This is a genomic window from Kitasatospora sp. NPDC058492 (assembly GCF_042720685.1).
GTDB lineage: Bacteria > Actinomycetota > Actinomycetes > Streptomycetales > Streptomycetaceae > Kitasatospora.
In genome coordinates, this window is the sequence record NZ_JBHXMU010000041.1 from 18,866 (window position 1) to 34,631 (window position 15,766).

Below are 15,766 nucleotides of genomic sequence, written 5' to 3' on the forward strand. Positions count from 1 at the left end.
GGCTAACCCCGCCCCTCGGCGGACTCTTCCGCGTCTTCCGCGAGCGTGATGATCTGCTGGGAGTGGTCGTTCATCGTCCAGCCCTCGGCGGTGCGCACGGAGGTGCGCTGCTGCTCCGTGTAGCCCCTGCCCCGGTCGTGGAAGTGCCAGGCGAACGGCGGGCGGAGCAGCCGGCGTTCGACCGGGGTCCACTCCTCGCCCGGGAGGTCCTCGGGCACGGGCGCGGGAGCGGTGTGCTGCACCATGCCCGCGGTGTAGCGGCAGAAGACGACCCGGCGTTCGAAGTCGGCGGCCCAGGGCCAGCTGCCGTGGGTGGCGGTGTCCGCGAAGAGGACCACCGAGCCGGCCCTGACCGGGACGCGGGAGACCCAGTCGCCGACCTTCTGCCAGGTCTGGAAGTCCTCCGGGATCTCGAAGGCCGACTTGTGGCTGCCGGGGACCACGGCGAAGCCGCCCTGGTCGGCGAGGGCGTCGGTGAGGCAGAACGCGACGATCAGGTGTCCGCCGTAGATCCGGCCGTCGCGGACCTGGTAGGTCAGCGGCGGGTACTCCCACGGGGTGTTGCCGTTGTGCAGGATCAGCGCTCCGGCGCCCTTGCGGGCGTAGAGCACCTGGCCCTCGTCGTAGCGCAGGTCGGCGCCGAGCACCTCCTCCAGGTGCGGCAGCACCTTCTCGTGGCTGATCAGGTCGCGCACCGGGCGCGGGGTGGTGTGGAGCGGGCCGGCGTTGGCGATGAACGGGTTGTACCGCTTGAGCAGCGGGTATCCGAGCTTGTTCTCGCCCTCCCACAGGCCGTGGCCGTCGAGGGCGGCGTTGACGGCGGCGAGTTCCCGCGCGGAGAGGACGTCCTCCAGGACCAGGTAGCCGCGCAGGTCGAACAGGTACTTCTGCTCTTCGTCCATGACTTTTCCCCTTGTGTCGGATGTGTCGGATGTGCCGGAGAGCGGGCGGTCGGGGCACGGGCGCGACGGGCGCACCGCGCGGGAGGTGCGGCTGGGGCGTAGCTCAGCTCTGGTCGGGTTCGAGCTCCGCCAGGGCCCGGGCGAGGTGCCCGCGCAGTTCGGCCTGCGGGAAGAGGCCGACGGCTCCGGTCAGGAGCACCGAACACCCTCCCGAGCGGGCCGGTTGCACGTGGAGGACGAGGTCGAGGTCCGCCCAGTGCTCGGGCACGGTGTCGTGGGGCAGGTCGTCCGGCACCACGGCCGGGTTCTCCTCCGGCCCGTGGACGACCAGCCCGGCCGCGCAGACCGGCGGCCGGACCGCGGGGTCGACCGGATCGGCGAGCTCGGCGATGTGCAGCAGCGGCAGGTCGGCGTGGTCCAGGGCCGACAGCAGCGCCCGGTGGGCGTGGCCGGCCCCGGTGGCGCCGAGCACCACCGGCAGCAGGTCGACGGCGCGGCCGACGAGCGATTCCTCGGTGGCCGCCGAGCGGTGGGAGACCGGCATGCCGATCACCGTGGACGTGTCGCCCGACATCCGGGAGACGATCCGGCCGAGCAGGTCGAGGAAGGCGGCCGTGGTGGTCGTCCCCGCCGTCCGGCCCGCCTGCTGGAGGCGTGCGTACGCGTCGGCGGGGAGGACCTTCCGCACCCCGTGGTTGCGGAAGGTCCTCGGGCCGGTGCGGCGCTCGGCGAACGGGTCCGGGGGGACCGGGCCCAGGCTGGTGCGCCAGTACCGTTCCAGCTCGGTGCGTCGGGCCGTGCGGCGGACGGCCCTGGCGCGGGCGTAGTCGCTGTAGCGCGGGGCCGGTCGGGGCAGGTCGCGGCCGGCGAGCAGGGCGAGGAGCTCGTCGGCGAGGATGCCCACGGAGGCGCCGTCGCCCCGGTGGCGGGCCAGCCTCAGCAGCAGGTGCCGGACGGTGCCGTCCTCCCCGGCCAGCAGGACGACCTCCAGCCCCGGTGATCCTGCGGGCAGCGGCCGCTCGACCAGTGCGGTGTCCCAGTGGACCTGGGCGGGCCGGTCCGGCAGCGGGGCCACGGGGCAGGGCCGCCACGCGTCGTGCTGTCCCGTTCCGGCGGCCCCCGGTGTCGCCTCCGGGGCTGTCGGCCGCAGGGCCTCGTGCCGGGCGACCAGTGCGCGGACCGCCCGCTCCACGTCCTGCGGATCCACGGGGGCATCGAGCCTGAGCAGCAGTGGAATCGGGGGAGCGGGGTGTCCGAGGGCCCGTTCCTGCTGGGCCACCAAGAGCTGTTCGGGCGTCTGGGAACCGTCGGCTCCGGCGCCGTCGGCGGGAAGCGGCCGCGCGGTGGCGAGCAACGTCCTGACCTCGGTGGCGAGTTCGGCGGCCAGCGGATGCGTCAGGACGGCGCGCACGGGGACCTCCACCCCGAGGCGCCGGCTCAGCACGGAGGCGATCCGGGCCGCCCCCAGCGACGCCCCGCCGAGGTCGTAGAGATGGTCGTCCAGGGTGGCCGACGGCCGGTCGAGCGCCGCCGCGAACGCCTCCACCACGGCGGCGGCCACCCGGTCGTGGGCGGCGGCGGGGCCGGCCGCCGTGCGCGCGGAGCGCACCATGGCCAGCAGCGCGCGGCGGTCCGCCTTGCCGTTGGCGGTCACCGGCAGCCGCGGGAGCACCCGGATCTCGCCGGGCACCATGTACGGCGGGAGGGTACGGGCCAGATGGGCGCGCACCGCCGCCGGGTCCGGGGCGGGCTCGCCGGTGACGAAGCCCACCAGGCGGCTGACGCGTTCCCCGACGACGACGGTCGCCGCCTCCCGCACCCCCGGCGCGTCCACGACGTGCCGGTCCACCTCCTCCAGCTCCACCCGGTGGCCGCGCACCTTGACCTGGTTGTCGCTGCGGCCGACGAACTGCACGCTCCCGTCGGCGTTCCACCGCACCCGGTCCCCGGTGCGGTACATCCGCGAGCCCGGGGGACCGGCCGGGTCGGGCAGGAACCGGGCCGCGGTCTCGGCCGGACGGCCCCGGTAGCCGCGCGCCACCCCGGTGCCGCCGATGTACAGCTCGCCGGTGACACCGATCGGCACCGGACGCAGCGCGCCGTCGAGGATGTGCAGGCGCACGCCGGAGACGGGGTGGCCCACGGGGGCGGTGCCGCCCTCGGCCCCCGCCGCGCACCGGTACGACGTGGCGTCGATGCAGGCCTCGGACGGCCCGTACTGGTTGCGCAGTTCACCGCGGCCGACGCGCAGGTAGCGGTCGGCCTGCGCCGAGGGCAGCGCCTCCCCGCCGCAGAAGACGACCCGGGCCGGCAGCCGGCGCAGATCCTCGTCGTCCAGGGCCGCGAGCAGGGACGGGACGACGTCGACCACGGTCGCGCAGTGCTCAAGGGCGGCCTCCACGAGGGCGGCCGGATGCGCCCCGAGGTCGACGCCGGGGAAGACCACGCCGGCCCCGGCGACCAGAGGTCCGAAGCACTGCCACAGCGATGGGTCGAAGACCAGGGGAATGGTCTGGAGCACCCGGTCGGGGGCGGCGAGGCCGATCGCCTCGCGGCGCCAGGCGAGCTCGTTGGCCAGCGCGCCCAGCGGCACCGGGACGCACTTGGGCGTACCGGTCGTGCCGGAGGTGAACACCGCGTAGGCCAGGTCCTGCGGGCCCGTGCGGGCCACGGGCGGCACCGCCGCGCCGGTGGCCGGGAGCTCCCGCGCGCCCCCTCGGGGGAGCCGGATCGTCCGCAGGGCCCTCCCCGGCGGGCCGCCGTCGGCGTCGTGCCCGGTGGTGTGGTTTTTGTCGGCGTCGTGCCCAGGGGCGTCGGCCGTGCGGACGAGGAAGTCGGCCCGGGCGCTGCGCAGCAGGGCGCGGCGGCGTTCCGCGGGGTCGTCGGGGCGCAGCGCGATGATCCAGCCGCCGAGCCGCCAGACCGCCAGGGCCAGCGTCGGATAGTCGGCGCCCGCCGGTACGTCCAGGGCCACCGCCGAGCCGGGGCCGACCCCGGCCAGGGCGAGGTGGGCCGCCGCGCGCTCGGCGCGCTCGTGCAGTGCCCGGTAGGTGAGGTGGCCGTCGGCGGCGTCCCGGACGGCGAAGGCCTCGGGGGTGCGCCGCGCCCAGTCCGCGAAGGCCTCGTAGGGCAGGCGGGCCCCGGCCGCGGGCGGCGCCGTCGAGGCGGCCGCGATGGTCGCGCGCTCGGCCGGGTCGCGTGCGTCCAGGGCGGCCAGCGGTGCGTCGGGGGCGGCGAGCACGGAGGCGAGGCAGCGTCGGTAGGCCCGCCCGAGCCGGGCGAGGGCCGCGTCGGTGTAGTGCTGCGGGGAGCCGGTCAGCCGGACGACGGCGGTGTCGGCGTGTTCCGTGAGCTGCACGGTCAACGCGCCCTGGTCGCCCTGGACGCGCACCGGCAGGGGGGTGACCGTGAGGGGGCCGGCCGGGCGCGGCCGGTTGTCCTCGTGGGTCAGGACGAAGGCGGCGGCGGGTACGGGCACGGCGGTGTCGTCGGAGGTCAGGGGGAGGGTCGGGTGCTGCGAGCCGGTCAGGAGCTGCTCGCCGGTCCGCCGGGCCAGCGCGGCGAAGCCCAGCGCGGGGGGCAGGGGCAGGGCGAGGGGCATCGCGGAGACGAAGGCGCCCACGGTGAGGTCGTAGCGCTCCGCCGCCCGGTTGGCGGTGGGAACGCTCACGGAGGCCGTCCGGGTGCCGGTGACCGCGCTCCAGGTGGCCGCGAACGCGGCGAGCCACACCGCGTGTGCCGTGCAGGCGTGCCGCCGGGCGAACGCGTGGACCTGCCGGGTGAGGTCCGGGGGCAGCGCCAGCTCGGCGTGCGGCATCCGGGCGGCGTGCTGTGCTGTGGCGTGTTCCGTGGTGGTCGGGTCGACGGCGAAGGGGAGTTCGGCCCCGTCGTCGGCCCCGTCGTCGGCTCCGTCGTCGGCGCGGCCGCTGGAGCGGGCCCAGTGGGCGGCGTGGGCGGCCAGCGCGGCCCGTCCGTCCGGCGACTGCTCCCAGTGGACGTAGTCGAGGTGCTGGGCGCCCGGCGCGGGGCGGGCGGAACCGGGGCCGTCCCCGGCGGCGTACGCGTCCAGCAGGTCGTCGATCAGCACCCCCAACGACCATCCGTCGCAGACGGCGTGGTGGAAGGTCAGGAGGAGGGTGTGCTGCTGCGGCCCCTGGGCCAGCAGGACGGCGCGGACGTACGGGGGCCGGTCCAGGCGGAACGGGCGCGCCGCCTCGGCGTCGAGTGCCCGGTCCCGCTCCGGCGCTCCCGCGGGCAGCTGCCGCACCTCCAGCGGGATGCGGGCGGGCAGGTCGAAGCGCTGCCGGGGCACCCCGTTCTCCTGGCCGAAACGGGTTCGCAGGGCCAGATGGCGGGCGGCGAGGGCGTCCAGGCATACGCAGAGCCGGTCGATGTCCAGCGGGCCCGCGAGCTGGAGGGCCAGGGGCACGGTGTAGGCCGCCGACGCGGCGGGGGACGCCTGTTCGGCGAGCCACATCCGGTACTGGGTGACGGAGAGGGGGTGGCTGCCGGCCACGGCCTCCGGGCGGGGCGGGAGCGCCGGTTCCGAAGGCGCCGGTGCCGGTACGGAAGCCGCCGGTGGCACGGCCGCGGGGCTGCGCCCCTGGAGCCGGGCGGCCAGTTCGGCGCGCTGCCCGGGGGTGAGGCGGTCGAGGGGCGAGGCGGTCATCCGAGCTCCTCCCCGGCCTCGTCGAGGATCTGCTGGGCGATCAACCGCTCGACCAGCGCGTACTGGAGCCCGATGGACCGGGCCCGCAACAGCTCGCCGACGGGGACGTCGACGCCGAACCGGCGGCTCATCCCGCGCGCCAGCCGGGCCACGGTGAGCGAGTCGCCGCCCAGCTGGAAGAAGTCGGCCGTGTCGGGCACGTCGGTCACCCCCAGCTGTTCGGCCCACAGGGCGCGGAGGATCGCGACGGGGGTGTCCGCGACGGGCTCGGCCGCGTCGGCGAAGGTCGCCCGGGCGGGTGGTCCGGGCGGTGCTCCGGGCGCCGGGGCGGCCGGCACCGGGTGGCGCGGGCCGTGGAACGGATAGGTCGGCAGCGGGACGGAGCGCCCCGGCGCCTGGAGCGGGGAGAGGTCCAGGGGGAGGCCGGAGCACCACAGCCGGCCGATCGCCGCCAGCACCGGGCGGGCGGTGGAAGCGGCCGGGGCGTGCGCGTGCGCGGCGGGGGCCGGCGGCGAGGAGCCCAGCAGCGGGATCGCGGGCAGCCCGGCGGCTTCCGCGAAGCCGCTCAGCACCCGGCCGGGCCCCACCTCGACCGCGACGGCGTCGGGGAACTTCGCCCGGGCCGTCGCCAGCGCGTCCGCGAAGCGCACCGGCCGGCGCGCGGCCCGGGCGAAGTGGCCGGGGTCGGTGAGCGAGCCCTCGGGCAGCAGCTGCCCCTCCGTGTTCTCGATCCACGGCAGGGCGGCGGGGCGCACCTCGGCGGCCGCCGGTGTGCCCCGCAGCGCCTCGGCCGCCGGTTCGATCAGCGGGGAGTGGAAGGCGCGGGACGACCGCAGCACCTTGGCCGCGTACCGGTCGCCGATCCGCTCCCGGAAGGCCGCCACCGCCTCGGGGGGCCCGGCGAGCACGGTGCTCGTGGCGGCGTTGACCGCCGCGACGCCCAGCTCGGCGCCGGTCTCGGCCAGCAGGGCCCGGGCCTCGGCCTCGCCGCAGGCCAGGGAGACCATCGCGCCCGGGGCGCAGTCCTGCATCAGCAGGGCCCGGCGTGCCACCAGGCGGGCCGCGGTGTCGAGGGCGAGGGCGCCGGCCAGGGTCGCCGCCGTGATCTCCCCCAGGCTGTGCCCGAGCAGCGCGCAGGGCACCAGGCCCAGGGCGAGCAGCGCCGTCCCGGCGGCGTACTCGACGGCGAAGAGCGCGGGCTGGGCGAGCGCCGTCCGGGCGAGCCGTTCGGCGGGGAAGGAGGCGTCGTGCAGCGCCTCGTCGACCTCGCGGGCGAGCCCGGGGGAGAAGGCGGCCAGGCAGGCGTCCAGCGCGTCGGCGAACGGGGGCAGGGCGGCGGCGAAGGGCGCCGCCATGCCGGGGAACTGCGTTCCCTGCCCCGGGAAGAGCAGCAGCGCCGGGGCGGGGTGCGTGGCGGGTTCCGGTGCCGGCTCGGCCGGGGCCCGCAGCGCCGCCACGACCTCGGCCACGCTCGCGCCCACCGCCGAGGAGCGGTACGGGAGTTCCGCCCGCCGGGTGAGGGTCCGGCCGACGTCCGCCAGCGAGGGGGCGGCTTCGGCGTCCTCCAGGTGCGCGGCGAGCCGCTCCCGCATGCGGGCGAGGGCCCGCGGGTCCTTCGCGGAGAGCACCACCAGCCGTTCCCGCCCGGGTGGCGGGGCGGGCGGCGCGGCGGCCGGCTCCGGCGGCTGCTCCACCAGCATGTGCACGTTGGTCCCGCCCACGCCGAACGAGCTCACGGCGGCCCGGCGCGGCTGCGGGCCCCGCCACGGCCCGGCCTCGGTGGGCAGGGACAGCGGCGAGTCCTCCCGTTCCAGCAGCGGATTGGCCCGGCTCAGCCCGGGAAGCGCGGGCACGTACCCGTGCCGGAGCACCAGCAGTGCCTTCACCAGCCCGGCGAGTCCGGCGGCGGCGTCGAGGTGGCCGATGGTCGCCTTGAGCGCGCCGACCGGGATGCTGCCGGGAGCGGCACCCAGCGATCGGTACACCGACGAGGCGGCGGACCACTCGATGGGGTCGCCGACGCGGGTGCCGGTGCCGTGGCTCTCCAGGTAGCCGACGGACGCGGCGTTGACGTCGGCGGCGGCGAGCGCGGCGCGGATCGCCTGCTCCTGGCCCGCCGCCGACGGTGCGAGGAAGCCCGCCTTGGCGGTGCCGTCGTTGTTGACGGCGGAGCCCAGCAGCACTCCGTGCAGGGGGAGCGGGCCGCCCGCCACGTCCTCGTGGCGGCGCAGGACGACGCCCAGCGCCCCCGAGCCGCCGAGGGTGCCGTCCGCCGAGGCGTCGAAGGGGCGGCAGTGCCCGCTGAGCGACATCACTCCGCCGGCCATCGGCAGGTGCCCCGCCTGGGGGGCGTTGGCCGACGCGGCGAGCACCAGGGCCTGGTCGCACTCCCCGTTGTTCAGCGCCTGGACGGCCAGGTGGGCCGCGACGAGCGAGGAGGAGCAGGCCGTGAGGACGGTGAGCGCGGGCCCGGTCAGCCCCAGTTTGTAGGCGATGCGCGTCGCGAGGAAGTCGCGTTCGTTGACGAGGAGCGCCTCCTCGAACTCCGGGGGCGCCAGCGAGCCGGAGGCCAGGAGGGCCCGCAGATGGCCGCTGCCGCTGGCGGCCGCGTACACCGCCGTCCGCAGCCCGTCGCCGGCCGTGACGCTGTGGCCGGCGTCCTCCAGGGCGGCCCAGGCGCACTCCAGCAGCAGCCGGTGCTGCGGGTCCGTCAGCCCGGCCTCGCGGGGGCTGATGCCGAAGAACTCGTGGTCGAAGCGGTCGGCATCGTCGAGCGGCCCGTGGACGGGGACGTAGGCTGGATCGTCGGCGAGGGACGCGGGGACGCCACGGGCCGACAGTTCCTCCCGGCTCAGGCGCCGGGTCAGCACCCGCCCGTCGCGCAGGGCCTGCCACAGCTGTGCCAGATCGGCCGCTCCGGGGAAGCGCCCCGTCATGCCGGTGACGGCGATGTCGAGGGAACGGTCGCGGTTCATCGGTCGGCCTCCTGGGCGCGGCGGTCGCGGAGCGTACGGGCCGCGTCGCCGCGTCGGCGACGGGACGACCCGGCTGAGGGCGGTGGTTCCGCCCCGGGGGCGGGCGGCGCGGCCGTCGTGCTGCGCGCCAGTCGGGCCGCGAGGTCGGCGACGGTGCTGTGGCGGAAGAGGTCGAGGATCGGCAGCCGGACGCCGGTGTGCCGGTGCAAGGCCTCCTGGAGCGCCGGCACCAGCAGCGAATGCCCCCCGAGGTCGAAGAAGTTGACGTCGCCGGGAACGTCGACGACGCCCAGGACCTCCCGCCACGCCGCGGTGACCGCCGCGTGCCCGGGTGACACGTCCCCGGCGGGCCGGGCGAGCGCCGAGGCCCGTCGCCGGTCCGCCTCCTGCTCCAGGGCCCGCCGGTCGACCTTGCCGTTGGGGGTGACGGGCAGCCGCTCCAGCCCGTGGACGACGGCGGGGACCATGAACTCCGGCAGCAGCTCGGCGACTTCGCGCCGTACGGCTTCCGGCTGCCCGCCGCCGGTGACGAAGCCGACGAGGCGCGCGCCGCCGTCGGCGACCACGGCCGCCTCCCGGACGCCCTCGGCGCCGCGCAGCGCCGCCTCCACCTCGGCGGGCTGCACCCGGTGGCCCCGGACCTTGATCTGGTGGTCCAGCCGGCCGACGAAGGCGAGCGCCTCCGGCGCCCGCCACCGCACCCGGTCGCCCGTGCGGTACATCCGGGCCCCCGGCTCGCCGCTGAACGGGTCGGGCAGGAAGGCGCCGGCCGTCTCGGCGGGGCGGCCGACGTACCCCCGGCCCACGCCCGCGCCGCCGACGTACAGTTCGCCGTCGACCCCCGGGGGGACGGGGCGCAGGGCGTGGTCCAGGACGTAGAGGCGGTACCCCGGCACCGGGCCGCCGATGTCGACGGCCTCCGGCCCGTGGTAGCGGCGGTAGCTCGCCCAGACGGTGGCCTCGGTGGGGCCGTACTCGTTGACCAGCGCCACCCGGGGCAGGACGGCGAAGTGGCGCCGCAGCAGCTCGTCCGGGAGCGGCTCCCCGGCCGTGACGACCTCGCGCAGGCTGCGCACCGCGTCGGGGCCGGCCCGGTCGGCGGCGGTGAGCAGCAGGGCGTGGAGCGAGGGCACGCACAGCAGCCGGGCGACCTGGTGCCGGGCGATCAGGGCGACCAGGGCCTCGGGGTCGCGGACCTCGTCGTCGCTCGCGACGACCAGGCGGCCACCGGCCGACAGCGTTCCCCAGATGCCGGCCGCGGCCGAGTCGAACGCCGCGGGCGAGAGCAGCAGGAAGACCGGCCGCCCCGGATAGACGGTGCGGCGGGCGGCCGTGGAGGCCGCCAGCGTGCCGTGCTCGATCACCACGCCCTTCGGCCGCCCGGTCGTGCCGGAGGTGTAGATGACGTACGCGGGATCGTGCGGTCCGGGCGGGAGGGGGACGGCGGGCTCGGCGCTTCGGGTGGCCGTCGGCTCGGCGCTCCGGTCGGCCCGCAGATCGGCCGCCGAGGACAGCGGGAGCAGCGGGAGTATCGGGACCAGCGGCAGCCCGAACGACGCCGCCCGCCCGGCCATGGCCGCGTCGGTGACGACGGCGGAGGCCCCGCAGTCGGCCAGGCACGCCGCCATGCGGGAGTCGGGGTGCCGGGGATCGAGCGGGACGTACGCGGCACCGGCGAAGTGCACGCCGAGCAGCGCGGTCATCAGGCCCGCGGACCGCTCGGTCAGCACCGCCACCCGGGCGCCCCGGCCCGCGCCCCGGGCGGTCAGCCGGGCGGCGAGGTCCAGGGCGTCGGCCCGCAGTCGCCCGTACGTGAACTGCTCGCCCCCGGCGACCACGGCGGTCCGCTCCGGCGCCTCCCGGGCGATCCGGGCGACGAGCTCGCTCACCGGGACCACCGGCGCGAACGGCTCCGGGCCCCGCCCCCACTCCAGGGGGAGACGCCCCGGGTCCAGTGCCACGGGGAGCGCGGCCGGCGCGGAGGGCTCGGCGGCCAGCGCGAGCAGCACCCCGCGGATCCGCTCGGCCAGCTGCCAGGCCTGGTCCGTCGTCCACCGGTCGGTGCGGTGGAGCACGTCCAGCCGGGCGCCGTCAGGGGTCTCCCGGAGCAGGATCTCGACGTCGTACTTCGCGATGGCCGCCGGGATCTCCACCGGGCGGGCGCGGACGCCGGGCGGCGCGGCCGTCGCCGTGGCCGGCTGCTCATGGTCGACCAGCACCTGGAACAGGGGGGCCTGCCCCGGATCGGCCCGCAGACCGAGCTCCCGGACGAGTTCGTCGAAGGGGTGCGCGCGGTGCGCGTGCGCCCGCAGGAGGGCCGCGTGCGCCTGGGCGACCGCCTCGCCGGCGGTGCCGCCGGGGCGGGGGCGCAGCCGTACCGGGACGGGGTTGACGAAGAGGCCGACGGTCTCGCTGAAGCCGGGCGGTCGGACGTCCATGGTGGTACCGACCAGGACGTCGCCCGCCGCGCCGTACCGGTCGGCCGTGACCGCGAACGCCGACAGGACGAGGACGAGGGCCGTGGTGCGGTGAGTCCGCGCCGCCTCCGTCACGCGCCGCCACTGCGCCGCGTCCAGCGGGACGCCGACCGTCGCCGCGGTGCGCCGGTGCGGGCCCGGCCGAGGCCCGCCGAGGGCGACCGGTGAGTGCGCGGAGACGCCGGCGAGCTCCTCGGCCCAGAACCGGCGCAGCCGTTCGGCCTCGGCGGGCGACGGCCCGGGGACGGCGCCCGCCGGGGCGGGCGGGAGCGCCGGGCCGCCGGCCAGCCGGCTCAGCAGCTGCTCGGTGATCAGCTCCGTGGAGCGGCGGTCGAGCACGAGGTGGTGGCCGACGAAGACCAGTACGTGGTCCTCGGCGCCGGTCCTGAGCACCCGCAGCTCGACCAAGGGCTCCTCGAACAGGTCGAAGGGCCGGTGGGCCACGCGCCGCAGGTGCTCCGCCAGGGCGTGACCGGGGACGTCCCGCACGCTCACGGTGAACGCTGTGAGGGGCCACTGCCCGCGCCCGGGGGCCACGTCGTCGTCGATGACCCGCAGCCGCGTCTCGGGGTGGGCGGTGAGCACGTCGTGCCAGGCCGACTGCAGGCGCGCGGGATCCAGCGGACCGCTCAGCCGCAGCGCCCAGTACACGGTGAACTCATGGCTGTCCGGCTCCGCCCGGTGCAGCAGCCACAGCCGCCGCTGGGCGGCCGACAGACCGGCGGGCGCAGCCGTGGACGGGCCCTCGCCGCCGGCGGGCGCGGCCCGCGCGATCAGGTGCCGCAGCCCTTCCGGTGTGGGGTCGCCGAAGAACGAGGCGAGGTCGACGCGCACCCCGCACTCCTGGTTGACCTCGGCGACGAGCCGGGCCGCGTCCAGTGAACTCCCGCCGCAGGAGAAGAAGTTGTCCCCGTTCGAGGCGGGCGGGCGGCCGAGCGTCAGGGCCCAGAGCCGGACGACGGGGTCCGCGCCGCCGTCCGACGGCCGCACGGGCGCGGGCACGGGCAGGGCACGCTCGTCGACCTTTCCGCTGAGCGTGAGCGGGAACGCGTCGACGACCTCGATGTGCGCGGGCACCGCGGCGGGCGCCAGCCGCCGGGCCGCGAGGCCGCGCAGCTCCCCCGGCACCGGAACCGGCCCGGGGCGGCGGAGGGTGACCCAGGCGAGGAGCCCCGCCGTCCCGGTCGGGCCCCGGCGGGCCACGTAGGCGTCCTGGACGCCCGGCGCGGCGCGCAGCACCTCCTCCACCTCGTACGGGTCGACCCGCTGGCCGCGCACCTTCAGCTGGTGGTCGGTCCGGCCGTGGTAGATCAGGTGTCCGTCGGCACCGAGGGTGACGCGGTCCCCCGTGCGGTACATCCGGGCGCCGGGTGCCGGGGCGAAGGGGTCCGGGAGATAGCGCTCGGCCGTGAGAGCGGGCGCGTTGAGGTAGCCGCGGGTGACCAGCGGCCCCGCGAGATACAGCTCGCCGCGGGAACCGACCGGCACGGGGCGGAGGTCGGCGCCCAGGACGTAGGCCGAGGTGCCGTCGAGGGGCCGGCCGATGCTGGGGGTCCCGTACTCGTCGAAACCGCACCACGTGGTCTGGATCGTGACCTCGGTCGGACCGTAGCCGTTGGACCCCCTCACACCCAGCTCGCGCAGCCTGTGCCAGGTCGTGGCGTCGACCGCCTCGCCCCCGAAGTCCAGCTCCAGGCCGGTGCGTTGGAACATCTCCTCGACGCCGAAAGGGCGCATGGCGGCGAACATCGACGGCGAGGTGCTGAGCAGGCGCACGTCGTTGCGCTCGACCCACTCCACCAGCGCCTGCGGATCGCGGTACGTGGCCTGGTCGGCCACTACCAGGCAGCTGCCCCGGAAGAGGTAGAGGAGCTGCTGGAAGAAGACGTCGAAGGAGACGGCGGCGGTGACGCCGACCCGGGCGGCCCCGGCTCCGGCCGGCTGCGCGTCGACGAGGACGGCGAGGCCCCGGTGCTCGACCATGACGCCCTTGGGGCGGCCGGTGGTGCCCGAGGTGTGCAGGACGTACGCCAGATCGTGGGGGCGGGCGTCTTCGGTGTTTGGGTCCCCGGTGCCCGGGGCCTCGTCGTGCGGATCCTCGGTGTCCGGGGTCTCGTCGTGCGCGTCCTCGTCGACGATCGTGAGCGACGCGTCGAGCCGGTGGCGCGACGCGGGATCGCACAGCACGACACGGGTGCCGGTGTCCGCCACGACGTAGGCGAGACGGGAGTCGGGCTGGGAGGGGTCGAGGGCGACGACGTGGGCCCGCACCCGCCACGCCGCCAGCACGGACGCGACCAGGGCGACGCCCCGCTCACGCAGGACGCCCACCGCGGTGCCCGGGCCCGCGCCGTGGCGGCGCAGGGCGGCGGCGAGCCGGGCGACCTCGCGGTCCAGGCCGGCGAAGGTGAGGAGGTCGTCGCCGCACCGCACCGCGGGCCGCCGGGGCTGTGTGCGCACCCAGGCGTCGAACCGCTCCATGAGGGGCTGCGCGTGCTCCGACGGATCGGCCGGCGCGACGATCAGGGACGGCGTCGCCGCGCTCGTCGAGCGGGGCAGCGGTGCCCCGGGGTCGCGGGCGAGGGCGAGCAGGACCCGGCGGTAGACGGCGAGCAGTTCGGCGGCGGCCGCGCGGGTCGTGCCGCCGCGCATCCGGCGCGTCACCGTCACCGAGGCGTCGTCCGCCCGTAAGCAGAGGTCGAATTCGAGGTCGAAGCGAGTGAGGCCGTTCGTCGCGCCGGGGTGCTCGGCGGGGGGAGCGGCTCCGGGAGCTTCGAGGGCATCGGGGACTTCAGGGCTCCCTGGGGGTTCAGTCGCTTCAGTCGCTCCGGGCGCCTCCGGTGTGTCGGCGACGGGTGCCGCCGCCGGCTCACGCACCGCTTCCATCGCGCGGACGGCGAGCCCGCCGAGTGCCGGCCCCGGGAGGGGGTCCCGCAGCTGGAAACTGACGGTGAGTCCGGGCGCCGCGGCGTCGAAGAGGTCCGCGCTCTCGTGGATCGGCTCGTGGGCGTGGGACAGCGCCTCGGCGACGGTCCGCCGCACACCGTCGCAGAGCTCGGCGCCGGAGGCTCCCGAGGGCCACCGCTGCCGCAGCGGGACCATCCGCGCGAAGCAGCCGACCAGCGACACGGTGGCCGGTGTCCGGGAGGCGAAGGGCGTGGCGACCATGACGTCGGGGGCGTTGCCCTGCGTGGCGAACGCCGCGTAGAGGGCGGCGAGTCCCATGAGGTACGGGGTGACGCGCAGGCGGCGGGCCGCCGCGCGCACCGCGCCGGCCTCGTCCGGGGGCAGCGGGAGCACCAGGACGTCGGCTTCGGCCGTCCGGGGGCCCGGGGTGCGTGGCAGGGCCTCCGGCCACTGGGCGTCCGCCAGTTCGAGGGGCCAGAAGCGGGAGGGTTCCGCCGGCGCGGGCGGGCCAGGTGCCGTGGGCGGGGCCGCTGCCGCTGCCGTGGGCGGTGCCGGTGCTGGTTCCGGTGTGAAGGGGGGCCCGCCGGTGGTGCGGGCGTTGTACGCGGCACCGATGTCCGCCAGCAGGTTCTCCAGCGACGCCCCGTCGCACGCGATGTGGTGCACCAGGAGGGAGAGCACGTGGTGGTCCGGTCGGTGCCGGAACAGGTCGACGCGGACGGGGCAGTCTCGTCTCAGGTCGAACCGGTGGCGCCCGACGGGCGCCCAGGGCGCGGCGTCGGCCGTCGCGGCCGTGTCCACCGCGGCCGTGTCCACCGCGGTCCATCGCGGCTGCGGCGCGCCGGGAACCCAGGAGGGCACGCCGTCCTCGTCGACGAGCCGGCGGGCGAACACGGGGTGTTGGGCGACGGTCTCCTCGACGGCGCCCTTCAGGGCCTGCTCGTCGAGCTGCCCGCGCAGTTCCCAGACGCGGTGGATGTTGAAGGACTCCGGCTGGTCCCGACAGGTGAGCCAGATACCGAACTCCGGGGCCGAGAGCGGGAATGCGAATTCGGCATCCGATGCCGGACCCGAATCCGAAACCAGGTCGCTCCTGTTCACTTCGGTTGCCCCTTCCGTACGTGCTGGCGGCACTCGGCCGGTGGTCCGAGTGCGGGGTGTCGAGAGAAAGAATGTCGCTGTGCGGCCATCCGGGCATGGGGCTCTGAAAACTCGAAGAGTTCGCCCGTGAGCGGGCGGATGCCGGTGACGGCGAATTGAGAGGGGAACCGGGGGCGCGTACCTGAAGGTGCGGTCGGCGCCCTCGGGGATCGGTGCCCCGGGTCGGACCTCCGGCATGCCGGGGTCCGTTCACGAAACGAGTCTGTATGTGCCCTGGGAATTTTTCAAGAACGACCAAACGGAATGTCTTATTCTCGCAGGTGCGAGGAGGGCGACTTTCTGGACATAGGGCTGCGTCCGCCTCTCCCGACACCGGATCCGGCGCTTCCGCCGGCGCTCCTGCCGCCTCGGGGCCGGTGTCAGGGTGCACTTTGGGGCGAATCGCACCGTTGATTTGGGTGAAACCTGTGGACCTTGCGAAGGTTGGTTAAAGGATGTTATATGGCTCGGTAAAACAGTCTCGGGCCAGGATTGGCGTACTTCTCGAAGGCTTGACCCCTGTGGTACGTTCCAGGCGAAGGTGCACCGGATCCGCGTCATCGAGTGCGTGCGACGAGCGGACACCCCTTATTTCGACACGGTTCGAAAGGGTCCGGCAGGAGCGGGAAATCCTGTGGATCACGGACCTGAAGTCGGTATTCAGCTGGCTCTCGCCAATTCATCGACCGCCTGCCC

The 15,766-nt window shown here is 76.2% G+C and carries 4 protein-coding genes; all 4 read right to left on the reverse strand.

What is annotated here, in order from left to right; genetic code table 11:
- Window positions 1–2: 2 nt before the first annotated feature.
- The 4 genes from ACFWPI_RS25185 to ACFWPI_RS25200 all read right to left on the reverse strand — a co-directional run bounded on the left by ACFWPI_RS25185 (window position 3) and on the right by ACFWPI_RS25200 (window position 15,031).
- Complete coding sequence (locus ACFWPI_RS25185; protein ID WP_063352189.1) at window positions 3–902, reverse strand: phytanoyl-CoA dioxygenase family protein; 900 nt, start codon at window positions 900–902, stop codon at window positions 3–5.
- 103 nt (window positions 903–1,005) lie between these two features.
- Window positions 1,006–5,571: an amino acid adenylation domain-containing protein gene (locus tag ACFWPI_RS25190; protein ID WP_380372354.1), complete on the reverse strand. Its 4,566-nt coding sequence runs from the start codon at window positions 5,569–5,571 to the stop codon at window positions 1,006–1,008.
- Complete coding sequence (locus tag ACFWPI_RS25195) at window positions 5,568–8,546, reverse strand: type I polyketide synthase (protein ID WP_380372351.1); 2,979 nt, start codon at window positions 8,544–8,546, stop codon at window positions 5,568–5,570. The genes ACFWPI_RS25190 and ACFWPI_RS25195 overlap by 4 nt, the downstream gene beginning before the upstream one ends.
- Window positions 8,543–15,031, reverse strand: a complete 6,489-nt coding sequence (locus ACFWPI_RS25200; RefSeq protein WP_380372349.1) for an amino acid adenylation domain-containing protein — start codon at window positions 15,029–15,031, stop codon at window positions 8,543–8,545. Before ACFWPI_RS25200 ends, ACFWPI_RS25195 begins: the two co-directional genes overlap by 4 nt.
- Window positions 15,032–15,766: the final 735 nt, after the last annotated feature.

Excerpts from the sequence above, each read along its gene's own strand:
- ACFWPI_RS25190 (WP_380372354.1), bottom strand. The coding sequence starts at position 5,571 with ATGACCGCCTCGCCCCTCGACCGCCTCACCCCCGGGCAGCGCGCCGAA.
- ACFWPI_RS25185 (WP_063352189.1), bottom strand. The coding sequence starts at position 902 with ATGGACGAAGAGCAGAAGTACCTGTTCGACCTGCGCGGCTACCTGGTC.
- ACFWPI_RS25195 (WP_380372351.1), bottom strand. The coding sequence starts at position 8,546 with ATGAACCGCGACCGTTCCCTCGACATCGCCGTCACCGGCATGACGGGG.